This is a genomic window from Rhodopirellula sp. SH410, assembly GCF_055811895.1.
In genome coordinates, this window is record NZ_CM147949.1 from 2,940,832 (window position 1) to 2,963,552 (window position 22,721).

Genomic DNA, 22,721 nt, shown 5'->3' on the forward strand with positions numbered 1-22,721 from the left:
TGGATCGGTCTGGGCAATCGGTAGCGTGCCACTCCATTCCGTGAAGAGCCCGTATTCTTGCCTCTTATTGAGGTAGGTTCCGAGGTTCTATTCGATGCAAGCCGATGCACCGAGCCGATGCTGTAGAAGAGCCCAGTGGTTCGTTTGAGGTCGGCAACTGAGTAGGAAGCGATTGTCACGCGAGCAACAAACCGATTGTCGATCTGGTCTATCCCGTCGCGGCGATAGACCGGCGAAACAACGCGAGGCTGCCGAAGAAGGCGGCAAGTCCCAATCCCAACATGGCGACGAATTCAGGCCACACATTGCTGAAGCCAACGCCTCGAAACGCGATCGCCTGAGCGAAACTCGTATACTGTCGTGATGGCAGGAACCAGGTCATTCGCTGCAGCCAATCGGGCTGACTTTCCAACGGGCTCATTCCACCGGAAAGCATCATCATCGGAATGATGGTAATCATGCAAAGAAGCCCGAATTGCGCCATGCTTCGCGCAATCGTCGCCAGTAAAATACCGACCGCGGCGGCGGCAAATAGATAGACGACCGTTCCGCTAAGCAAAAGCAGTCGCGAGCCGGCGAAGGGCACTCCGATTGCCCCTTCGACCACAAAAAGCATCGACAAGGTGAAGAACGCCAAAATCACCAGTCCATTCGCCCAGACTTTTGCGATCACGATGTCAAACGAAGTGAGCGGCATGACAAGCAAGTGTTCGAGCGTGCCGTGTTCGCGTTCGCGCAGGATGGCGGCGCCTGTCAGGATGATGGTCAACATCGATAGTTGATCCAACAAGCCCGCGACGGCACGCGTCCAACTGTTCGTCCCGTTGGGATTGAACGCTTTGCGTTTGACCAACTGAATGGGCAGCGAGACAACTGCGTCGCTTCGTTGGACGAAACGATTGATCTCCCTTGTCAAAATCGCCTGAATGTATCCTGCTCCCAAAGCGGCCTGGCGAACGGCGGTCGCGTCAATATTGACTTGAATCTCTGGCGATTGCCCTTCGCGAACGTCCGCCTCGAAACGGGGTGGAACGACCACAACAAACAAGAACCGCCCGGCGTTCATGGATTGGTCGATCTCCGCGGCGGTGATCTCTTCGGGGATTTTGAAATAGGGCGGGTAGAGCGCATCTCGCATATTTCGCGACAGTGTCGATTGGTCTTCGTCCACAAACGCCACTGACGCACGATTGACGTCTTCGGGGACTCCTTCACTTTGTTGGTAGACACTGAAGGTAAATGAATACACCAAGAAACCCATCAATGAGATGCTTCCCAGCAGCGTGCGGAGTTCCTTTGTGCCCAGCCAAAAGATGTTTGCGAAAGCGTTCATCTTCACTTCTCCTGCTTCTTAAGAAGGAGCAGACAAAGCACCCAGAAGACGGGCGAGAACATCGCTAGCTTGACCAAGTCCGGGATCAGCGAAACGGCGCTGAGTCCCTTCGTAAATGTCCCTACGCTCAGGTGAAGATAGTATGCCGCCGGCCACAGGGTTCCCATGACGCGAGCCGCACCTTCGAGGGTCGAAACGGGTTGGAACATGCCTGAGAACTGCATCGTTGGCATCATGGATAGGATCGCCGCGAGCAATACCGCCGTCACTTGGCTGGAGGCGAGATTCGAGACCAACAGACCGTAGCCTGTCGTTGCGGTGACGTAGAGCAAAGCACCGAACGTGAGCGTTAACAGGCTTCCCTTCATTGGGACTTGTAGCAAAAAGACGACGACTAGCGTCAGAATGGCGAAGTTCGCCATGCCAATGGCGATGTAGGGGAGCTGTTTGCCGAGCAAAAATTCCATCCGTCGTGTTGGCGTGACATAGAAGTTGGTGATCGTGCCGATCTCCTTCTCGCGAGCCACGCTGACGGCCATCAAGATTGCCGGAAACAATAGCAGCATCATGGTTGGGACCGTTGGCGCCATGGCATAGATGCTCTCGAACGAAGGGTTGTACCGATAGCGTGTTTCAAACGATGCAACCTCGCTTTGAACTTGTGGTGACGTGCTCTCGCGAGCGAACCGTTCGATGAGTTTTCCGTGAGCGCCCTCGACATAACCTTCGATCGTCGACGCCCGTGACGTGTCAGCGCCGTCGATCCACACCGAGACTTCAGGATTGTGGCCACGTTTCAAATCGCGACCGAAGGACGGCGGAATCTCGATTGCCATCGTGATCTGACGAGTCGCAAGCCTTGTTTCGAGATCGTCTTTGTTCCGCAATTCAGATTGCTCGGTGAAGTAACGTGAACTCGAATACTCCTGCACGTAGGCGCGGCTCGCCGGGGAGCGATCTTGGTCAAGAACGGCAAAGGCGAGATTTTCGACGTCTGAGGAGAGCCCATAAGCAATCACCAGTAACAGCAGGAGGCTGCCGCCGAACGCAAACGTCAGCCGAACGGGATCACGCAACACCTCCATCGTTTCGCGATAGCTGAAGGCAAGCAGACGAGTCAGCCCGGCGAATGAAGGAGTCGTTTTCGGAGGCGATGAGAGCGGCGAGATATTCGCTTCTGCAGCGAATGAATCGCTTGCTGAGACTGCCGATGGATCGCCGGCTCCTTCAATGCATTCAATGAAAGCTTCTTCCAACCCGTGGGCGCCACCCCCGTGGGGGCCTGCGATCGTTTGCGGGTTGTCTTGCACCAACACTTTACCCGCGTGCATCAGCGAGATGCGATCACAGCGCATGGCCTCGTTCATGAAGTGCGTTGAAATGAAAATCGTGACCTTCTGGTTTCGAGACAAGTCGATCAAGAACTCCCAGAACTGGTCGCGAGCCACCGGATCAACGCCGGACGTTGGCTCGTCCAGGATCAACATTTCCGGCTCGTGAATGACGGCCACTGCGAGTGAAAGTCGTTGACGAAGTCCCAGTGGTAACGAATTCGCCTTCTCACTTCGATACGGTGTCAGTCCAAAACGGCCGACGAGTTCTTCGATCCGTTGCCGCGTCTTGGAGGCCGGCATGTGATACAGACGAGCATGCAGCTGCAGATTCTGCTGGACCGTCAATTCTCCGTACAAGGAAAACCCTTGGGACATGAATCCCACTCGGTAACGAGTCGCCATGTCGCTCGCATCCACCTCGTTGCCCCACAGCCAAGCCTTGCCCTCGGTCGGTGACAAGAGGCCGGTCAGCATCTTCATCGTGGTGGTCTTGCCACAACCATTGGAGCCTAGAAAGCCAAAGATTTCTCCAGCCTTGATCTCAAAACTAACATGATCAACGGCTGTAAAGTCGCCAAATCGCTGCGTCAAACCATCTGCCACGATTGCCACCGGGCTATCCGTTTCGGATCTCGGCGGAATCTTCAGAATCCGAGCGTTCCCTTGTTTTTCAGGCGGCAACAAAGCGACAAATGCGTGCTCCAAATCATCTGTTTGGGTGTTCGCTTTGATTTCGTCGGGGGTGCCCGTTGCCAATATTTTTCCCGCGTCCATCGCGATCAGCCAATCGAAGCGTTGGGCTTCGTCCATGTAGGCTGTTGATACCAATACGCTCATTCCCTGTCGCTCGGCGCGAATCGAGTCGATTAGCTCCCAGAACTGGCGCCGCGACAGCGGATCAACCCCGGTCGTCGGTTCGTCAAGAATCAAAAAATCAGGATCATGAATCAAGGCGCAGCACAGACCAAGTTTTTGCTTCATGCCACCTGAGAGTTTTCCCGCCGGGCGATTCAGGAACGGAGCAAGTCCTGTTGCCTCGGTGAGTCGGTCCATACGCGTTTTGCGTTCGCTGCGGGCCTGGCCGAAAAGCTTGCCAAAGAAGTCGAGGTTCTCGTGAACACTTAGGTCCTGGTAGAGATTCTTACCTAGTCCTTGTGGCATGTAGGCGATGCGAGTGCAGACGGCATTGCGGTGCCTCGCGTTGGCCATGCTACCGTCGAACACTCTGACGCTACCGGTTTGCAGCTTTCGAGCTCCCGAAAGCAATCCCAGCAGTGTCGACTTACCGACTCCATCAGGGCCGATCAAACCCAATGTCTGTCCCGCGGGTATTTGGAGGGACACGTCATCTAATGCCAGCGTCTTACCATAAACGTGGCTCAGACCGCTGGTTTCGGCGACATTGGTGACATGCGGAACCGGCTCGGCACGAACGGAACCGTTCATCGTTCGATCTTCATCTGAGAAAGATCGTCGGGGAATAGGCGATTGAGTTCTGGTGGCCAGTCGACGGAGTCATCGAGTTTTACATAGGCCACGCCACGGATACCCGATTTGATTTTATCAATGTGCTTGACGACTTGTTCAGGCGGGACTCGAACCTTGACACGGAACATCAGCTTGTCTCGTTCTGCCTGCGTCTCGACTTGCTTCGGAGTGAACTGTGCTTCCGGCGATACGAAGCTGACTTTGGCAACCCCGGCGTAGCCGGGCACAATATCAAGCACGATTCGAGCGTCAGCACCAATGGAAAGCCGGGTCGCATCCTCGGCCGGCAGAAAAATCTCCATATAGATGTCGCTCAGGTTCATCAATGTCATCACCTTACCGCCACCGGCGAGGACTTCGCCTTCCTCAGCGAGTCGGTACAGGACTCGACCGATCGTGGGCGATTTCAGTTGGGCGTCGGTGATTTGAACTTGGGCTTGAGTCACGGCTGCTTTTGCCACATCTGCCGAGCGCTTGGCTGTATTGATAGAGGCTTCCGCAGCCGCTACCGAAGCTTTCGCAACTTCAACTTGACTCTTCTTCTGGTCGAATTCCTCCTGCGAAATGGCTCGTTGAGGCAGAAGTTTCTCGGCTCGCTCCAAAATGCTTTTTGCGAGGTTGAGTTCACTGGTTCGCTCGAGCAGGATTGCGTCGGACTGGGCGATCGCTTGTTCTGCTTCTGCCAAGCGAGCTTGCGACTGCGCCAGTGCTGCATCCAACTCAAGCGTGTCCATCTGCACCAGCAACTGATCTTTCTCAACCAGATCGCCTTCGTTGGCGAAGACTCTTTTCACTCGTCCGGCGTACTTGGTCGCGATATCAACTTGGACCGATTCGATCCGCCCGTTGCTAAAGGCGATTCCCTCCGGCAGCGGTGCCGGTTGCTGAGCGAGCCAGTATTGCCAACCGAAATACATCCCAACGGAAACAGCGGTCGCTAACGCAACTCGCAAAATCACTCGAGTAGAATTCTTCATGGGGCAGGTTGGCTGTACTGGTTTAACGAAACGGTTGGCGTTCACGAAGGGGTGGCCCTGGTGTGGAACTCCAGCGACTGCTTGTCGGTCGGGAACTCGGCACCGCGAGTAACGCCTTCCCACCCAGCGAAACCCCTCGCGTCAGTCATCGAACTCAGCGACATCGCGAAACGCATGTTGGATTCCTCCAGCTTCGATTCAGATTGTACTCGATGGAGCAAACGCCTAAGCAACGCGGGATCAATAACTGGCGTAGTGGATCTTGTTAAGACGCGCCCGACAAAAGTCTCATACTACCAGCTTCTTTCATGGGCGAGATGCGTTACCTTTTGCTGTCTGGATTTAGCTTTTTTCTTCGAGTGGTCGGTTAGTCAGTGAAAACCATCGAACTACCTACGCAGCAAAGACTTTTCGACCCGTTCGAGGGCGTCATCGGCCCCATGGGGCGAAAGATGATTGACAACGGATGGCAGGGCCTCCTTCGCGACGTGCTCTTGGAGCAGATGCCCATCGGCCTCGTCGGTGAGCATCTCAGTGACGATCAAGGACGACCAACCTTTGAGTTGCACGCGATCATCGCGCTCCTTTGGATCCGTGACTTTCAAGGTTGGACTGTCCCCCAGGCCCACGAAGCACTGCTGTTCCGAACCGACATCCAGTACGCACTGAACCTGGAGCCAAGCACCGAAGTCACTCAGCGAACCATTGAACGCTACATCGCTCGAATGCAAAGCAACGAGAAGATCAGTGAGGAGATCTTCGCAGGCGTTACCGACACCCTGCTGCAAAGCATGGAAGTCAAAGTCAAAAAACAGCGTCTCGATTCCACCCATGTGCTCAGCGACATGGCCACCCTGGGACGCGCCCAAATGATCGGCGTGGCCCTGCGGCGGTTCTTCAAGAAAGTCGAAAAGCACGACGCTCAGTCTGGTTCGGCTAGGCTGATCGACCGATTTGACGACGAGCTTTTGGCCCGCTACCGCAAGCAATCCGACAGCCGAATCTTTGGCGACGCACGCACTACCGAACAGCGGAAAATTGCGTTGCAGCAAGCCGCCGAAGACCTCTGCTTAATCCTCAATGAATTAACCGAAACCAAACCGATCTGCGACTGGGACTCCTTCAAACAACTGCAAACGATCTTTAACCAGCAGTGCGAACTTCGGGAAGAATTCGTCGAAGTTCGCAAGAAAACCGGCGGCCATGTGATCGTCAATCCGTCGGATCCCGACGCGACCTACAGCGGTCACAAAGGAGCCGGATACCAGGTTCAAATCGCCGAGACGTTCAACGAAGACGGCGAGCCGAACTTGATTACTTCGGCCAAAGTCGAAACCGCTGCGGACAACGACGCCGATGCGGTCTCGCCGGTGTTGGAGGACTTGAAAAAGCGGGACGCCATGCCAGACGAACTGCTGGCTGATACCGCTTACGGTGGCGACGCCAACGTCGAGTCGGCTAAGCAAGAAGGCGTCGAATTGGTCGCTCCGGTGCCAGGCTCGAAGAAGTACGATGCTGATGAAATCGGCTACGACCAATTCAAGCTCAACTGCGCCGGTGAACTGGAGTCTTGCCCGGCTGGTCACGCTCCCGAGTCGACCAACTACAACGCCAAAGGCGACTACACTTTCGCACAGATGGATCCCGAGAAGTGCCAGCACTGTCCGCTGCTTGCACACTGCCGCGTTCAACGCAATCGGGACACCGCGCAGCCGACCGGCCGCATTCAATTTACCGGCAGTGCGGTTCGAGCCGACGCGCGTCGTCGCCACGAGCAGAGCGACGAGTTCCGCGATCGCTACCGTTGGCGGTCGGGTATCGAAGGGACCAACGGTTGCCTCAAGCGAATGATGGGCTTGGGTCGGCTCCGCGTTCGCGGCCACAATGCGGTGAAGCTTTCGATCCTACTGAAGCTGGCCGGTTGGAATCTGCTTCGAGCGGTGGCAATGCGCCGCCAGAGAAAGAATTCGCTCCAATTGGCCATTAACTAGGGGGAACAGGGGCAATAGGCGACTAGGACGACGGTTCATGTAGAGCCTGCGACTCCTCGACAGTCAAACCAGGGCCTCCAGAGAGGCCCCGGCTAAAAAATTTTGCACCACCAAAAAAAGTCGCCCGCAGCAAAGCCACCTAATGTCGGTTCCGTCTGTTAAAGATCCATCCAGACCAGGATCTTTAACAAGATCCACTACGGTAAACGCGTCACTTATTGTTCCTGGTATCCTAATCCTGTCCCACGCTGACTGTCCGTCGGAAGCCTCAAGGTCGTCGGGAGTCCTGTTTGCCTCGTGCGGTACAAATGAGGAAAGAGCGGAAAGTTCTGTCTGAAATTGTGGTCGAACACTCCACGGTCGACTATGCCGACCGCGGAGCGTTCGGCCACCTATTTTCCGCTCGTTCCTTAACGCAATTCGGATCGAATAGGGAGTGTTCGCATGACAATCAATGGCGATGTTGTTGGGCAAGATACAGCAAAAGACGGGCGAGGCAAGACAAAACGTCGAGCAGTTTCTGCAACAATTCGAGGTCGACGGGGCGTCCGCATCGATTCGTGGACCATTTCCGTCACCAAGGAGGTGCGGTACGAAACTTGCTGTTTTATTGATTGTAAATTTTGACTTAGCATTGCATGAACAAAAACTGGCGTAGGTACGCTTGCTCAAGGGTGGGCTTCGACCGACTGGCGACGCTCGCGACGGGAGAATTCGTCGCGTGTTGTTCACGCGGTGCTAACTTTGACCGAAACGCACACGTTGCCGTTTTTCACGACGGCTACTTAACCCAGCAGGAACGACGATGAGCTCTCGCACAGAAAATGACACTCAATCACTATCGCCCGAACCCGATGCGCATGTTGTGACGAGACATTTCCGCACGGGTGTGCGGATACTGCTCATCCTGTCCTTAGTTGCCACCGTCGTGTGTCTCTTCTTCTTTCGGGAAGCGGCTTACTTGGCGGCGATTCCAATTCCCGTACTGTACGCCGTGTTGGCGTACACGAATTACCTTGAATTTCGCTCGCGGACGTCGAATTTACGGGCCCATGGCCATGACGGGCTCACTCGCGATGAATTGGAAGTCGATGTTGAGACCGTCGGCATGGTCACGCTGATGAAGTTGATCGGTGTGCTCGCGATCGGAACCTTCATCATTGCGGCGTCATCGTTTGAGTGGCATATGGTCGGAGCGGCAGCGGCTGCTTTATTCTTTATGGTCATTCTGATCCAATCACCGTTCTTGCCACTCTACCTCAGCGAATTTGAGCGAGACGAGCTCGAGAAGTTGAAGCGGCAACGGAGTCACACCCGTGGTTAAGCTGCGAATTCAATCACGCCCCCCACTACTGCGAGCCTGAACATGTCCAAAGAACTCAACACGACCTACATGGGGATGGAATTGTCCTCGCCCCTCGTTGTCGGTGCGTGCCCACTGACCATTGAACCGGAACAGGTCCGACAGATGGTTGCTGCGGGGGCCGGCGCGATCGTGTTGCCGTCGATGCTTCAAGAACAGATCATGTACGGGATCTTGAAACCGGTCGACCCGATCGGGGCTCTTTCAGAGAGCGGTTATCAGCCGCAACAGGATCGCTACAACGGGGGCACTGAGAACTATCTGCAAACGATTCGGCAGCTCAAAACGTTGTCTCAAGTTCCGATCATTGGAAGTCTCAATGGATCGTCGGTGGGGCCATGGCTCGACTACGCCGACGAGATTCAAGCCGCGGGGGCCGACGCTTTAGAGTTGAATTGGCAACGTGGGCTATCCGGTCCCGATGAGTCCTGCGACGCCGTCGAATCTCAGTTGATCGACTTGGCCGGTAACCTCTGTGATCGTCTTTCCATTCCCGTCGCCGTCAAGCTAACGCAGCAGTTCACCAATTTGGCGTCGGTCGCCCGCAAGTTGCAAGCCGTCGGCGTGGAAGGCTTGGCACTGTTTACGCACCGTCCCCAATGGGACGTCAGTATTGATCGTATGCACTGGACCACCCGTTGGGAACTTTCCCCCATCGGCTCTCTCGGGACCATTTTGGAAGGCATCGTTCACGCCCGCACCGGAGGGTTGCAGCTATCGCTCGCGGCCAGCGGCGGCGTGCGTACCGGTGAAGACGCGATCAAGGCAATGATTGTCGGTGCGGACATTGTGATGGTGACATCGGAGGTCTATCGCGAAGGACCCGATGCGATCCAGAAAATTTTGCAAGGGATCTCGCGCTATCTCGACAGTAGCCCGCACGATTCGTTGGTGGCATTCCAACGCTGCCGCCCCGAGGTTGAACTCACACCCGAGCGTCTCGTGCGATTGGAATATATCGATCCGCTTACGAAATCCGAGCACTACGCGGACCCAACGCCTCAAGTTTCCACCGACACCGGTGACGCCTACGGCCACCATGACGAGAGCCGGTAAGGATAACAGGAACAATAAGTGACGGGTTTACCGTAGTGGATCTTGTTAAAGATCCTGTTCTGGATGGATCTTTAACAAGATCCACTACGCCAGTTATTGATCCCGCGTTGCTAAGTCGCGGTGGCCGACATCATTCAAATGGCCTTGCCGAGTAGCGAGGCCTCGTCAGCCACGGCTACATTGCTTCGCGTCGGATCAGATCAAGCAACCCACTGACGGATGTGAATTTGCCAATGACGCTGGTTCTAGGAAACATTAGTTTGGGAATCGAGCCTTCGCCCACTCGTTTGTAAAGAGCTACATTGCGTGCGATGAACTGATCGGGAACGCCTGAAGCTAGTTCCGCATCCAATTTTTTAGGATCCGCCAAGGTTCTCGCTTTTGCGATGGTTTCGGCATAGCTGGGTGCTTCATCCCCGTTCATCATCCACATGTGCAGCGTCAAGAACGCCTCAGGGTCGACTCGCCACATCGCCACAGCAAGCTTTGACAGGTCGCAGGACTCTTTGTAGTGCGGGCCGGTGACTTTGATCGTCGGGTTGCAGTCAGAGTTGAGCGGCAGCGGCAATAAAACGATTGCCAGTTGGTCCCCGAGTTCGGCCCGTGCACCCCGGATTGCCTCGAAGGTTTCACGGCAAGGCGGACAACAATAGTCGAACAGTTCCACCATGACATACTTGGCATTGCTGGGACCGATGTGTGGCCAATCGGCAACCTTCAGCTTGACGGCGCCTCCACGGATGGATGCAACCCGTTCTGGTGGTTGATCCGCGGGGGGTGAATTGCCCTCGACAACGCCGAGGGCGAATAGGCTTGGCGAGGCAAGTAGGCGAACCCATCCCTGATCGCCGAGGGGACGGGCGGCGCTGGTCCCCGGAGCATCAAAGAAGCTATTGTCCGTAGGCTCATTGCTCCCGTCACTCTCGGCGGGTGGAGCAAACTCAAATCCGTCGCCCCCATCAATCGCAGGGGAGTCGAAACGTTCAATCTCGAACGTCGTTGGCGGAGTGGTGAGCAGTTGACCGGAGACCAGCACCATCAACCCGGCGAAGCTGACCACAGCAATCGCCATCGCGGATTTTGCTCTCAGCGGACCCGCGACCAGGATGGTTCCCGTCGCAATGAGCCCACACGTGTGAGCGAGCATGCAGTAGAGGCAAATGTGTTGAAGGACCAACAGCTGGATCGCGATAAACCAAACCGCGCTCATGCCGGCGGCAAACACCGCAGCGGTCACGACCGTCCAACCGATCTCACGCAGCGGACGACTGAAGCGAGCGGAGCTTGCGACCACCAATGCCGCAGCCAATGCGAGATAAATCGCGAGCGCCAATAGACTGACGGGAACCCCGAACCAAGCCGACCAGCGGCTAACGGCCACGCCCTCACAGTCAACCCAACCGCCACCGCTGCCGCAGCCCGCGATGGGTGATGAGGTCACATGCGTCCACAACAAATAGCTGCTTGTGCCAATCGCAACAATGATGCAGATTGCCAGCACCGATACCACCGGCCAACGCGGCAGCGGTTTTGTATCGCGAAGGAGCCAATTGAAGACCGCGACAGGTTTGGATGGTGAGCTGGCGTCGGGTTGGCGTTCGGATGGCAGTGTTGGGTTCGCTGTGTGGTTCATCGTTTCCATGCTCTGTCTTGAGGAATTGCATTTAGGAAAATGGCGTACGCCGCGATTAGCTGATCCCGTGTTTTTCCATCATGCGATAGAGTTTGCGTCGTTCGATACCGAGGACTTTGGCGGCTTTGGACTTGTTGCCGTTTTCGCGTTGTAGAACCTCGACAATATGATCTCGTTGCAAGATCATCAGCGATCCGGTCGTTTTTTCGGATGGGTTCGCAGACGTCATGGATGGGCGGTGCAGCGATTGAGGCAGTTCGTCCATCGTGATCACTCGATCGTCGGCGAGGATCTTCGCTCGTTCGATCACGTTGATCAGTTGACGAATATTGCCGGGCCACTCGTAGGCCTCCATCGCCGCAAGAGCTTCGACATCGAGTTCGTAGTCTTCGCCCATGAAATGCTTGATCAGCAATTCGATGTCGTCTCCCCGATGACGAAGCGGCGGCAGTTCCAGCGACATCACGTTGATGCGATAGTACAAGTCTTCGCGGAAACGGCCCTCGGCAACTTCGTGTGCCATGTCGCGATTCGTTGCCGCGATGATCCGGACATTGACGCGGCGTTCTTTCGCGGAGCCGATCCGCCGAAGCGAGCCATCTTCGAGCACGCGCAAGAGCTTCGGTTGCAACGCCAGTGGCATTTCGCCGATCTCGTCGATGAACAAGGTGCTGCCGTCGGCGACCTCGAACAATCCCGGCTTCATGGCCGTTGCACCGGTGAACGATCCCTTCTCGTGCCCGAACAATTCGCTCTCGACGAGTTGTTCCGGCAGCGCTGCACAGTTGAGGGTAACCATTGGTTTGTCGGATCGGGCACTGCCGGCGTGAATTGCCGCTGCGACCAACTCCTTGCCTGTCCCGGTTTCACCTTGGATCAACACCGATTTGTCCGTCGGTGCGACCCGGTCGATTAACGAGAACAGTTTTCGTATGGGAGCGGACCGGCCGATCATCTGATGGGCGGATTTTCTGGATCGCGTGATGAGTGCGCGAAGCTGTGTGTTCTCCTTCTTCAATTTCCGTCGTTCCATGGCGGCCAGGCATCGGCGTTCGAGATCGCCCATCGGGAACGGCTTCGTTTGAAAGTCGAAAACGCCCAATCGCATCGAGTCGACGGCATTGTTGATCGTGCCTTCGCCCGTCAACACGATGACCTCGGTGTCCGGATGCGATTCACGCATTCGCTGGACCAGTTCCAGCCCGCACAAACCCGGCAGGTTCCAGTCCAAGATTGCGATATCAAAATCGTGGTGGCTGCACAGGTCCAGCGCGCCTTGGCCGCTGGTCGAAATAGCCACTTGGTAGCCCTTATGGTCGAACCAGCGGGCGCAGCCCTCCCCAAAATCTTCGTCGTCGTCCACAAAGAGTATATTGAGCGGGTTGGTCATGTTGGTTCCGTTACTAGGTTTCATTTGGGAAGCTTACGCCACAGGAAGTTGCCCGTATATGCGCACTCGCTGTGCGACATTGAGCGGCTGGCATGAGAGGAAGCATCTTGGTTTCCGTGATCTTCATGCCATTTTTCAGCGAAATATGGTTCGCTAGCAAGTGGGAAGCTTACGCTACGGGTCAACAACGCAAACGACGAGCCAGCTTGATTGCAATGATCGCCAGGAATGCGACAATGGCGGCGAACCTCTTTTACAACCTGGAACCCAGCCATGTCATCGACCACCCGACCCGCTGCCGTCGAAGGGGCTGCCGATTCCCTTCGGGCAGTTTCGCAGGAAGACGTAAAGTTGACCCAATTGAAAATGGAGAGTCACACGCGAATTTTGGAGCACCTGGTTCGTGGCGATTCGCTTGAAAGCGTATTGACGATGCTGGTCGAATTGGCCGAGGAGACGCGCCAAGGGATGCTGGGATCGATCATGTTAGTCGATTCCCACACTCAGCAGTTGCGACACGGTGCGAGCGTATCGCTGCCACGCGAATACATTGACGCGATCGACGGATTGCCGATCGGCCCGAGCGTCGGTTCGTGCGGCACCGCGGCGTTCTCGGGTGAGCGGGTCATCGTCGCCGACGTGCAGACGCATCCTTATTGGGCCGAGTATCAAGACTCAGTCCGCGCCGCGGGACTGCGTGCCTGTTGGTCCGAACCGATTGTGTGCGGCAAAGGCGAGCTGCTGGGGACGTTCGGGATGTACTTCCGCGAACCGCGACATCCCGAGCTGTCCGATCTGGAATTCGTGTCCGAGTGTGCGACACTGTCCGCGCTCGCCATTGAACGTCACCGAGACGAACTACGCATTCGCCAAACCGCTGCGATTGTGGACTCGTCCGATGACGCCATCGTTTCCAAGGATGTCAATGGAATCATCCAAAGTTGGAATCCGGCCGCTGAGCGGATATATGGTTATTCGGCCGACGAGGCGATTGGGCGGCCGATCACGTTGTTGGTACCGCAGGATCGTTTAGAGGAATTAGACGCTTACCAAACGCGTCTGCGGAACGGCGAACGCATCGATCACTTCGAAACGGTGCGAGTGGCGAGGGACGGGACTCCTGTTGACGTGGTCCTCACGCTCTCTCCGGTGCGTGATGCTGACGGCAACATCGTGCAAATTGTCGACGTCCAGAAGAACATTACCGCGTCCAAGCGTGACCACATGGACCTTCAGGAAACTCGACGTCAGCACTCGATGTTGCTGAGCAATCTGCTCGGTGCAGCTTTCCGCTGCCGAAACGATGAAAACTTTACACTCGAAGTCGTTAGCGACGGCATCGAGTCGGTTTCGGGCTACAAGCCCGCACAATTGGTTGGCAAGGAGGTCGACTGGCTATCAACCGTCGAGCCGAGCGATCGCGAGCACCTGCGCTCCGAAATGAAGTTGGCACTCCAAGAAAAGACGTCGTATCAAATCGAGTTTCGGATTCGACATCGGGATGGTACGACACGTTGGCTTTGGGAACAGGGGCGAGGGATCTACGATGACGATGGCAATGGGATCGCGTTTGAGGGATATGTGACGGACATCACCAGCCGAAAAATCGCCGACGTCGCGGTACGAGAGCGCGAGCAGCGTTACCGCTCCGTTATCGAGACGGCCAACAGTGTCATCCTGTGCGTGTCGCTTGATCACCGCATCACCGAGTGGAATGCGGAAGCCGAACGCGTCTTTGGTTACACTCGGGACGAGGCGATGGGGAAGAACCCGTACGAACTCGTCGTGGTGCCCGATCGTCGCGAGGAGGCAATCACTAAGGCGCGAGGAGTCAACGCAGGAAAATCGCTCCGCGCCTACGAGCTCGCGTGTGTCCACCGCGATGGATCACCACGGACTGTGCTGTGGAACGCGAGTCCGTTGCTTGACGGCGATAGCCAACCGATTGGCTTCATCACCATCGGACTCGACATCACCGAGTTGCAAGTGGTTCAGAACAAACTGATTCAATCCGAGCGACTGTCGGCTCTGGGGCAAATGATTTCGGTGATCGCGCACGAAAGTCGCAACGCGCTGCAGCGGATTCAAGTCGGCGTCGACATGCTGGGTTTTACGATGGCCGAGGACTCTGATTCGTGGAAAGACCTGCAGCGGATATCACGAGCGAAAGAAGATTTGCGGCACATGTACGAGGATCTGCGCAGCTACGCAGCCCCGACGAAACTGGAATGTGATGTCTGTTCGGTCGATCAGATATGGCGGCAAGCGTGGGCCAGCTTGGAATCGGTCCGGGGCGATCGCGAGACGTATTTGACCGAAGCTCACGAAACCATGCTTGACTGCGAGATCGACGCGTTTCGGGTCGAGCAGGTGTTCCGCAACCTTTTTGAAAATTCGCTGGCGGCGTGCGATGACCCCGTCGAGATCTCCATTCGATGCTATGAAACCTCTCTTGAGGGGGCTCCCGCCCTAGCAATCCGGGTTTGCGACAACGGTCCGGGGCTTTCCGATGAACAGAAATCGCATGTATTCGACGCGTTTTTTACAACCAAGCAAAAAGGGACCGGTTTAGGAATGGCAATTGCCCATCGCATCATCTCGGCCCACTTCGGAACGATTGCCATCGAAGATGGCGAATCGGGCGGCGCCTGTTTTGAGCTAACCATTCTAAGAAAGCAAGCATGTCTCCCTTGACGGGCGCACTACGGATCGTGGTCGCTGATGACGAAGCCGATATTCGCGATTATCTCGAGGTTCTTTTGCCTCGACTCGGTCACGTCGTTGTGGGGTTGGCTGAAAACGGGCGACAACTGGTCGACTTGTGCTTGCGTGAACGGCCTGACTTAGTCATTACCGATGTCAGCATGCCAGAGATGAGTGGTTTAGAGGCAGCCGACCGGATCGCTGAAACGCAGCCGGTGCCGATCATCATTGTGTCGTCACACGCGCGGAACGAGCTGCGGGAGAATCCCTTGATCGTCGGCTACTTAGTCAAACCCTTCGGTGTCCCTGAACTGCAGGCCGCGTTCGATCGAGCGTTAGGGCTCTAGCAGGTGGCATCGGCCGCCCCCTTGCGATCATGAATTCTGGGCAAGCTCACGACCTCTTCCGCTGTGCGCCCATGCGCATCGCTTTGTCCTGAAACGCGCACTTCGCTGTGTCGTTTGAGACAGGGTGATTATTTGAGTGAGGCCGAAATGTTTACGGCAATGGTGCACCGAATACGAAAGAAATCAGCATGCACATGTGCAGATTTCAAAGGTCGCGTTTCGACTTTTTGCCAAAATAGGATTCGATCGGTCGCAGCATGACCAGAACGATGACGGTCATTAACACGCTGGTGCATGCCAATGCATACTGATCCAGTCCGCATGCGGTCCCCACCGCGGCGGACAGCCAAATCGTGGTCGCGGTGGTCAAGCCAGAGACGGCATGTTCGTGATGAGTTTTGAGAATAGTGCCCGCGCCGATAAACCCGACGCCGGCGGCGATCCCTTGGACGACGCGAGTCATTTCTGCCGCTGAATTGGCTGTCATCGTTTCGCACGCGAGCACAAAAATGGCTGCCGAAAGTGAAACGAGCATATGGGTTCTCAACCCTGCCGCGTGCCCTCGGATCTGGCGTTCCAGACCAATGGTGCCGCCCAATAGTAGAGCCATTCCAGTTGGCAATAGGAATTCAAATTGATTCATTCTCTGAGCCGAGTAGGTGGCGTAAGCTTCCAGCTTGCCTGGGAGTCAAAACGGCCATCGCGAAGCTGACGACGCGCTGCGATGTGGTCGATCATGACCGTAGACCAGAAAACAAACGCGTTGAAAGATGCTGAGGAAGAGGTCCAGCACTGAGCGTAGGGGCATCATTGAATAGATCGCCGGAGTGGTCAAGATCATCAGAAGCGAAGATTTTCCAAAGCGTTCTTCAGCCCCTCATCAAATGGTAACGGCGCATGACTTGCATTCGTCTGCAACGGTGATCGCATCGACACCAGTATAAGGTTCCATCCGACGGGCGGCGTGGCCACCGTCGTTCCCTTGGGTGACCTCGCTCTCGGTTGTGCAGGATAGTTTGTGCTCGCGGTAAACAGGGCTGATCGTTAGTGTCACAAGAGGGGTGACTTCCAGTCGCGGGGGCGTAGCGTTTCGGAACGTCGCAGACCGGTTCGAAAACGGTAGGCTTGCTCACGCGAGAAACGCCGGACGTGCGAGCGGTTGCCTTGTTTGGGTGAGGAGACGTAGGTTACCGATGAAGCAGGTATGATTGTACAAGCCGTGCGTCGAGTTCTCTCCATTCTTGTCGATGAGGAAGAACCAGCAATTCCCAAGATCAGCACCAGGGCAGCCCATTGACTACCGCCACCGAACATTCACACAACGATGCGGGACGGGAAAACAACCTGTCAAAGCCGCCTGCGAATCCATCTCTCAACTGGTGGAGTCGCAAGTCATTCGTTATTGCGGGGTTTGCCATCTTAGCAATTGTCGTGCACCTGGTGCTGCGGTTTGGCGTCCATGCCACCGTTGCGATGAGCGACCTTCCCCTGCTGGTGACGTTGGTGATCGGTGGATTGCCGATGCTCTATGACTTGCTCCAAAAGCTACTCCATCGAGAGTTTGGGGCGGATTTGCTGGGTGGTATTTCGATCATCACCTCCGTGGTCCTGGGTGAATACCTTGCTGGGTCGATCATCGTTTTGATGCTCTCCGGTGGGGAAGCGTTGGAGTCGTATGCGCTGCGCAGTGCCTCTTCGGTGCTGGCAACACTTGCCAAACGCATGCCCTCGATCGCTCATCGAAGACATGACTCTGAGATCGTTGATGTCCACCTGAATGAGATTGCCATCGGTGACACGCTGGTCATCTTCCCGCACGACGTCTGCCCCGTCGATGGTGTGGTCATGGAAGGCCGAGGCGTCATGGATGAATCCTATTTGACCGGCGAGCCCTTTGAGATCACGAAGACGTCGGGGTCAAACGTTATCTCCGGTGCCATTAATGGCGAATCGGCGTTGGTTATTCGCGCGACGCATCTCGCCGCCGATTCGCGTTACGCGAAGATCATGGAAGTGATGCGTGAATCCGAATTGAAACGCCCGCAACTGCAGCGGTTGGGCGATCGGCTCGGTGCGATCTATACGCCGGTAGCGTTGGTGATCGCATCGATGGCCTGGGCCATCAGTGGAGAGGCGATTCGCTTTCTATCGGTGTTGGTGATCGCGACGCCTTGTCCGCTGTTAATCGGAATTCCAGTCGCCATTATCGGTTCCATTTCGCTATGCGCTCGACGCGCGATCATCGTGAAGAGTCCGATTGCGCTGGAACAGATCACGGCCTGTCGCACCGCGATTTTTGATAAGACCGGGACGCTGACGTATGGCGAGCCGACGCTCACTGAGAGCTTGATGGCGCCGGGTTTTGACAGGCATGAAGTGTTGACACTCGTTGCCAGCCTGGAGCGATATTCGAAGCATCCTTTGGCGAGCGCGATTCTTGCCGCTGCGAGTCAAGCCGGCATCTCGCTACCCGAAGCGACCGAGGTTGGCGAGCAACCTGGCAAGGGATTGATTGGAACCGTTTCCGACCATTCACTGCAAATTACTAGTCGCAACAAGCTGGCCCAGCAGGACATAGCGGGCGTGGATCACATTCCTCCTGTCAGCGGTGGCTTGGAGTGCGTGGTGGCAATTGACAATCGATATGCCGCAACCTTGCGATTTCGGGATGCACCGCGATCAGACAGTCGTCCGCTCGTGAAGCATCTCGCACCGCGGCACCAATTCAAGCGTGTGATGATCGTGTCAGGCGATCGCGAATCGGAGGTCCGCTACTTGGCCGACCAGGTCGGAATCACCGAGGTCTTCGCTGAGCGAAGTCCAGAAGAGAAACTGGCCATTGTTCGCAAGGAAACCTCGCAGGCGAAAACGCTATACGTGGGCGACGGCATCAATGACGCGCCCGCCATGATGGCCGCAACGGTCGGTATGGCGATCGGACAGAACAGCGACGTGACGGCGGAGGCAGCCGGTGTGGTCATTCTGGACAATTCACTCACCAAGGTTGACGAGTTCATGCACATCAGCCGGCGAATGCGATCGATCGCACTTCAAAGTGCCGTTGGCGGCATGACGCTGAGCGTGATCGGAATGGGGTTTGCCGGGATGGGATATCTGACGCCCGTCGCCGGTGCCATTCTCCAGGAAGTCATCGACGTCGCCGCAGTGCTGAATGCTTTACGCGCCGCGTTTCCACCCAAAGTAATCCATGACCTCTAACCGCCCATCATCTTTGCCTACCACGCAGATCGATCGACTCATGTCTAAGGACACCAGGAACAATAAGTGACGGGTTTACCGTAGTGGATCTTGTTAAAGATCCTGTTCTGGATGGATCTTTAACAGACGCGCCCGACAAAAGTCTCATGCTACCGGCTTCTTTCGTGGGCGAGATGCGTTACCTTTTGCTGTATGGATTTAGCTTTTTTCTTCGAGTGGTCGGTTAGTCAGTGAAAACCATCGAACTACCTACGCAGCAAAGACTTTTCGACCCGTTCGAGGGCGTCATCGGCCCCATGGGGCGAAAGATGATTGACAACGGATGGCAGGGCCTCCTTCGCGACGTGCTCTTGGAGCAGATGCCCATCGGCCTCGTCGGTGAGCATCTCAGTGACGATCAAGGACGACCAACCTTTGAGTTGCACGCGATCATCGCGCTCCTTTGGATCCGTGACTTTCAAGGTTGGACTGTCCCCCAGGCCCACGAAGCACTGCTGTTCCGAACCGACATCCAGTACGCACTGAACTTGGAGCCAAGCACCGAAGTCACTCAGCGAACCATTGAACGCTACATCGCTCGAATGCAAAGCAACGAGAAGATCAGTGAGGAGATCTTCGCAGGCGTTACCGACACCCTGCTGCAAAGCATGGAAGTCAAAGTCAAAAAGCAGCGTCTCGATTCCACCCATGTGCTCAGCGACATGGCTACCCTGGGACGCGCCCAAATGATCGGCGTGGCCCTGCGGCGGTTCTTCAAGAAAGTCGAAAAGCACGACGCTCAGTCTGGTTCGGCTAGGCTGATCGACCGATTTGACGACGAGCTTTTGGCCCGCTACCGCAAGCAATCCGACAGCCGAATCTTTGGCGACGCACGCACTACCGAACAGCGGAAAATTGCGTTGCAGCAAGCCGCCGAAGACCTCTGCTTAATCCTCAATGAATTAACCGAAACCAAGCCGATCTGCGACTGGGACTCCTTCAAACAACTGCAAACGATCTTTAACCAGCAGTGCGAACTTCGGGAAGAATTCGTCGAAGTTCGCAAGAAAACCGGCGGCCATGTGATCGTCAATCCGTCGGATCCCGACGCGACCTACAGCGGTCACAAAGGAGCCGGATACCAGGTTCAAATCGCCGAGACGTTCAACGAAGACGGCGAGCCGAACTTGATTACTTCGGCCAAAGTCGAAACCGCTGCGGACAACGACGCCGATGCGGTCTCGCCGGTGTTGGAGGACTTGAAAAAGCGGGATGTCATGCCAGACGAACTGCTGGCTGATACCGCTTACGGTGGCGACGCCAACGTCGAGTCGGCTAAGCAAGAAGGCGTCGAATTGGTCGCTCCGGTGCCAGGCTCGAAGAAGTACGATGCTGATGAAATCGGCTACGACCAATTCAAGCTCAACTGCGCCGGTGAACTGGAGTCTTGCCCGGCTGGTCACGCTCCCGAGTCGACCAACTACAACGCCAAAGGCGACTACACTTTCGCACAGATGGATCCCGAGAAGTGCCAGCACTGTCCGCTGCTTGCACACTGCCGCGTTCAACGCAATCGGGACACCGCGCAGCCGACCGGCCGCATTCAATTTACCGGCAGTGCGGTTCGAGCCGACGCGCGTCGTCGCCACGAGCAGAGCGACGAGTTCCGCGATCGCTACCGTTGGCGGTCGGGTATCGAAGGGACCAACGGTTGCCTCAAGCGAATGATGGGCTTGGGTCGGCTCCGCGTTCGCGGCCACAATGCGGTGAAGCTTTCGATCCTACTGAAGCTGGCCGGTTGGAATCTGCTTCGAGCGGTGGCAATGCGCCGCCAGCGAAAGAATTCGCTCCAATTGGCCATTAACTAGGAAAAACAGGGGCAATAGGCGACTAGGACGACGGTTCATGTAGAGCCTGCGACTCCTCGACAGTCAAACCAGGGCCTCCAGAGACCCCCGGCTAAAAACTTTTGCACCACCAAAAAAAGTCGCCCGCAGCAAAGCTACCTAATGTCGGTTGCGTCTTAACAAGATCCACTACGCCAGTTATTGATCCCGCGTTGCTTACCGCATTTTGCCGCTCACCTCCTGCACCGAGACGTCAAGCACTTTTTGGAATCGGAATACGAAGACCCATTAAGTTGGTCAGGAGCACTGCTGGATGACTGCGAAACAACCTTCCGAACGCGTGCGTGTTCGGGTTGCCGATGGCATCGAAACGCTAGGAGATTAGTAATGTCACTGCGTGTATTTTTAATACGACACGGCGAAACAGAGTGGTCGCTCTCTGGACAACATAGCGGTCGCGCCGATATTCCGCTGACCGAGAATGGAGAGAACGAGGCGCGTGAACTTGGTGCTCGGATTCGCATCTTCTCATTTAGCCACGTCCTAACAAGCCCGTTGCAACGTGCGCAGCGAACCTGTGAATTGGCCGGTTTCTCAGATCAGGCGAAGATTGATACCGATCTGATCGAATGGGACAACGGAGACTACGAGAGTCAAACTCATGAGGGAATTGTCGCCATGCGACCGGGATGGAATCTCTTTCGGGACGGTTGTCCCAACGGAGAGATGCCTGATCAGATTTCGGCGCGAGCCGATCGACTGATCCGATCGCTGAGTGAGCTCGATGGAAATGTTGCGCTCTTTTCGCACAGTCATCTCGGACGCGTCCTGGCTGCGCGTTGGATCGGTTTGTCTGTCGAACACGCAGCGCCATTCCTGCTGAACACCGCGTCGCTGAGCATTCTTTGCTTTGAGCATGACCGAACCGATCAGCCTGCCATTGCGTTATGGAACTCTGCTCCACTCGAGAGATATGCCGTCCACGCCCGATGAAACGACGCGCGGGTCAGCGACGTCGCCTTGGCGGGGCTCGTCAGCACGTCGAACCAGTCAGCACGACGAACCAGGGAGCACGTCGGCGAGACAAATTACCGGGGTGGTGTCTTGGTTCACGACGACCGATCTTCCAATGTGCGAAGAGCTTCGAACTCCTGTCGCAGGGTTTTGTTTGACATCCGGTCCATGTGATGTAGGTCGGGGACCTCGATCCAAGTCTTGTGCGGGGTGGTCAGCGAATCGAATAGGGCGCGGCCATTCTTCATGGGCACAATTTGGTCGGGCGGACCGTGGGTCACCACAACGTTGCCTTGAAAACTCCCGAGCCGATCGCTGCTGTTGAATGGGTTTCGAATCAACCAGCGAACCGGTAGCCAGAAATATCGATCCGCACCAATCTGCATCGCGCTGTCAAAGGTGCGATCGAGAATCAAGGACTTCGGCGGTGAACCCCGCGTCTGCATGGCCTCGGCAAGTCCTGCGGCGACACCGCCGCCGAGAGAGCGACCGTAGATGGTGATATTCGGTGCAGCAACGCCGGTGGCCTCGGACAATGCGTCGATGGCAGAGACCGCATCGGCAATCGTGCTCGCTTCGTTTGGAGTGAATCCATCATCCTGAAACCCCCGGTACTCTGCCGTCAGCACGGTTGCATTTGCGATTTCGGATAGACGCCGTGTCCATGAATCCATCTCGACCGCACGGATCCCGTTGCCATGCAGAAACAAAATCACACGATCGGGATGCTCGCGAGCTACGATCCGACCTCGCAGTTCCTCGCCGTCTGCGGCGCGGTATGCCAATGTGGTGACGGACCCGAACGCCGGTTGCTCAGGGGAAAATCGATCCGGGTCTTCTGGCGGCCGACCTTCGATGTACGCACCTGGAAAAACCAGTCGCGTTTCTATGCAAACCAACGTGATACAAATCGCGGCGTACCCCACCGCCAGAAGCACTGCAATATTTGACAAGCTCCGTTTCCATGTTCGCTGCGGCACCGCAGGCGACTGAATCGGTTGTTGCGTTTCGTCGTCTTCGTTTTCCATGGGATCGCCCAAAGGTTAC

Annotated in this window: 15 protein-coding genes; 8 read left to right on the forward strand and 7 right to left on the reverse strand. The window is 56.0% G+C overall.

Annotated elements, in window-relative coordinates; all coding sequences use genetic code 11:
* Positions 1-208: 208 nt before the first annotated feature.
* The 3 genes from SH410x_RS10765 to SH410x_RS10775 are packed head-to-tail and all read right to left on the reverse strand — an operon-like array spanning position 209 to position 5,132.
* On the reverse strand, positions 209-1,333 hold the full coding sequence (locus SH410x_RS10765) for an ABC transporter permease (RefSeq protein ID WP_473676507.1): 1,125 nt from the start codon (positions 1,331-1,333) through the stop codon (positions 209-211).
* Between the two features lie 2 nt (positions 1,334-1,335).
* Positions 1,336-4,113 carry a ribosome-associated ATPase/putative transporter RbbA gene (rbbA, locus tag SH410x_RS10770; protein ID WP_473676508.1) on the reverse strand — a complete coding sequence of 926 codons (2,778 nt, stop codon included), beginning with the start codon at positions 4,111-4,113 and terminating at the stop codon, positions 1,336-1,338.
* Positions 4,110-5,132: an HlyD family secretion protein gene (locus tag SH410x_RS10775; RefSeq protein ID WP_473676509.1), complete on the reverse strand. Its 1,023-nt coding sequence runs from the start codon at positions 5,130-5,132 to the stop codon at positions 4,110-4,112. Before SH410x_RS10775 ends, rbbA begins: the two co-directional genes overlap by 4 nt.
* 374 nt (positions 5,133-5,506) lie before the next feature.
* Here SH410x_RS10775 and SH410x_RS10780 point away from each other — a divergent pair, with 374 nt between their 5' ends.
* The 3 genes from SH410x_RS10780 to SH410x_RS10790 all read left to right on the forward strand — a co-directional run bounded on the left by SH410x_RS10780 (position 5,507) and on the right by SH410x_RS10790 (position 9,542).
* Entirely contained in the window at positions 5,507-7,123 is a 1,617-nt protein-coding gene (locus SH410x_RS10780; RefSeq protein ID WP_473669183.1) for a transposase, read from the forward strand.
* An 805-nt stretch (positions 7,124-7,928) separates the two neighbouring features.
* On the forward strand, positions 7,929-8,447 hold the full coding sequence (locus SH410x_RS10785; RefSeq protein WP_473676510.1) for a hypothetical protein: 519 nt from the start codon (positions 7,929-7,931) through the stop codon (positions 8,445-8,447).
* Positions 8,448-8,489: 42 nt separating this feature from the next.
* Positions 8,490-9,542 (forward strand): dihydroorotate dehydrogenase-like protein, encoded by a 1,053-nt coding sequence (locus tag SH410x_RS10790; RefSeq protein WP_473676511.1) that lies wholly within the window; start codon positions 8,490-8,492, stop codon positions 9,540-9,542.
* Positions 9,543-9,717: 175 nt separating this feature from the next.
* On the opposite strand, the gene SH410x_RS10795 is transcribed toward SH410x_RS10790, so the two are convergent.
* Positions 9,718-11,184, reverse strand: a complete 1,467-nt coding sequence (locus SH410x_RS10795; protein WP_473676512.1) for a vitamin K epoxide reductase family protein — start codon at positions 11,182-11,184, stop codon at positions 9,718-9,720.
* Between the two features lie 46 nt (positions 11,185-11,230).
* Complete coding sequence (locus SH410x_RS10800) at positions 11,231-12,589, reverse strand: sigma-54-dependent transcriptional regulator (RefSeq protein WP_473676513.1); 1,359 nt, start codon at positions 12,587-12,589, stop codon at positions 11,231-11,233.
* A 249-nt stretch (positions 12,590-12,838) separates the two neighbouring features.
* Here SH410x_RS10800 and SH410x_RS10805 point away from each other — a divergent pair, with 249 nt between their 5' ends.
* Both SH410x_RS10805 and SH410x_RS10810 read left to right on the forward strand, forming a co-directional pair.
* A complete protein-coding gene (locus SH410x_RS10805) occupies positions 12,839-15,259 on the forward strand; it encodes a PAS domain S-box protein (RefSeq protein ID WP_473676514.1) in 2,421 nt (806 codons plus the stop codon).
* Entirely contained in the window at positions 15,247-15,615 is a 369-nt protein-coding gene (locus SH410x_RS10810; protein WP_473676515.1) for a response regulator, read from the forward strand. Before SH410x_RS10805 ends, SH410x_RS10810 begins: the two co-directional genes overlap by 13 nt.
* A 205-nt stretch (positions 15,616-15,820) precedes the next feature.
* Here SH410x_RS10810 and SH410x_RS10815 read toward each other — a convergent pair whose 3' ends face one another.
* Positions 15,821-16,258, reverse strand: coding sequence for an MgtC/SapB family protein (locus SH410x_RS10815; protein ID WP_473676516.1), 438 nt, complete (start codon positions 16,256-16,258; stop codon positions 15,821-15,823).
* An 830-nt stretch (positions 16,259-17,088) separates the two neighbouring features.
* Between SH410x_RS10815 and SH410x_RS10820 the strand changes: the two genes are divergently transcribed.
* From SH410x_RS10820 to SH410x_RS10830, 3 genes are all read left to right on the forward strand, one after another.
* Positions 17,089-18,834: a heavy metal translocating P-type ATPase gene (locus SH410x_RS10820; RefSeq protein ID WP_473677291.1), complete on the forward strand. Its 1,746-nt coding sequence runs from the start codon at positions 17,089-17,091 to the stop codon at positions 18,832-18,834.
* 230 nt (positions 18,835-19,064) lie between these two features.
* Positions 19,065-20,681 (forward strand): transposase, encoded by a 1,617-nt coding sequence (locus SH410x_RS10825; RefSeq protein ID WP_473676517.1) that lies wholly within the window; start codon positions 19,065-19,067, stop codon positions 20,679-20,681.
* Positions 20,682-21,047: 366 nt separating this feature from the next.
* Positions 21,048-21,653: a histidine phosphatase family protein gene (locus SH410x_RS10830; RefSeq protein ID WP_473676518.1), complete on the forward strand. Its 606-nt coding sequence runs from the start codon at positions 21,048-21,050 to the stop codon at positions 21,651-21,653.
* Between the two features lie 116 nt (positions 21,654-21,769).
* Here the strand turns inward: SH410x_RS10830 and SH410x_RS10835 are convergent, their stop codons facing one another.
* Positions 21,770-22,702 carry an alpha/beta hydrolase gene (locus SH410x_RS10835; RefSeq protein WP_473676519.1) on the reverse strand — a complete coding sequence of 311 codons (933 nt, stop codon included), beginning with the start codon at positions 22,700-22,702 and terminating at the stop codon, positions 21,770-21,772.
* Positions 22,703-22,721 lie beyond the last annotated feature (19 nt).

Coding starts and splice junctions, on each gene's coding strand:
- SH410x_RS10815 (WP_473676516.1), bottom strand. CDS start 16,258: ATGAATCAATTTGAATTCCTATTGCCAACTGGAATGGCTCTACTATTG.
- SH410x_RS10810 (WP_473676515.1), top strand. CDS start 15,247: ATGTCTCCCTTGACGGGCGCACTACGGATCGTGGTCGCTGATGACGAA.
- SH410x_RS10800 (WP_473676513.1), bottom strand. CDS start 12,589: ATGAAACCTAGTAACGGAACCAACATGACCAACCCGCTCAATATACTC.
- SH410x_RS10785 (WP_473676510.1), top strand. CDS start 7,929: ATGAGCTCTCGCACAGAAAATGACACTCAATCACTATCGCCCGAACCC.
- SH410x_RS10805 (WP_473676514.1), top strand. CDS start 12,839: ATGTCATCGACCACCCGACCCGCTGCCGTCGAAGGGGCTGCCGATTCC.
- SH410x_RS10775 (WP_473676509.1), bottom strand. CDS start 5,132: ATGAAGAATTCTACTCGAGTGATTTTGCGAGTTGCGTTAGCGACCGCT.
- SH410x_RS10765 (WP_473676507.1), bottom strand. CDS start 1,333: ATGAACGCTTTCGCAAACATCTTTTGGCTGGGCACAAAGGAACTCCGC.
- SH410x_RS10795 (WP_473676512.1), bottom strand. CDS start 11,184: ATGGAAACGATGAACCACACAGCGAACCCAACACTGCCATCCGAACGC.
- SH410x_RS10835 (WP_473676519.1), bottom strand. CDS start 22,702: ATGGAAAACGAAGACGACGAAACGCAACAACCGATTCAGTCGCCTGCG.
- SH410x_RS10790 (WP_473676511.1), top strand. CDS start 8,490: ATGTCCAAAGAACTCAACACGACCTACATGGGGATGGAATTGTCCTCG.
- SH410x_RS10820 (WP_473677291.1), top strand. CDS start 17,089: ATGAGCGACCTTCCCCTGCTGGTGACGTTGGTGATCGGTGGATTGCCG.
- SH410x_RS10830 (WP_473676518.1), top strand. CDS start 21,048: ATGTCACTGCGTGTATTTTTAATACGACACGGCGAAACAGAGTGGTCG.
- rbbA (WP_473676508.1), bottom strand. CDS start 4,113: ATGAACGGTTCCGTTCGTGCCGAGCCGGTTCCGCATGTCACCAATGTC.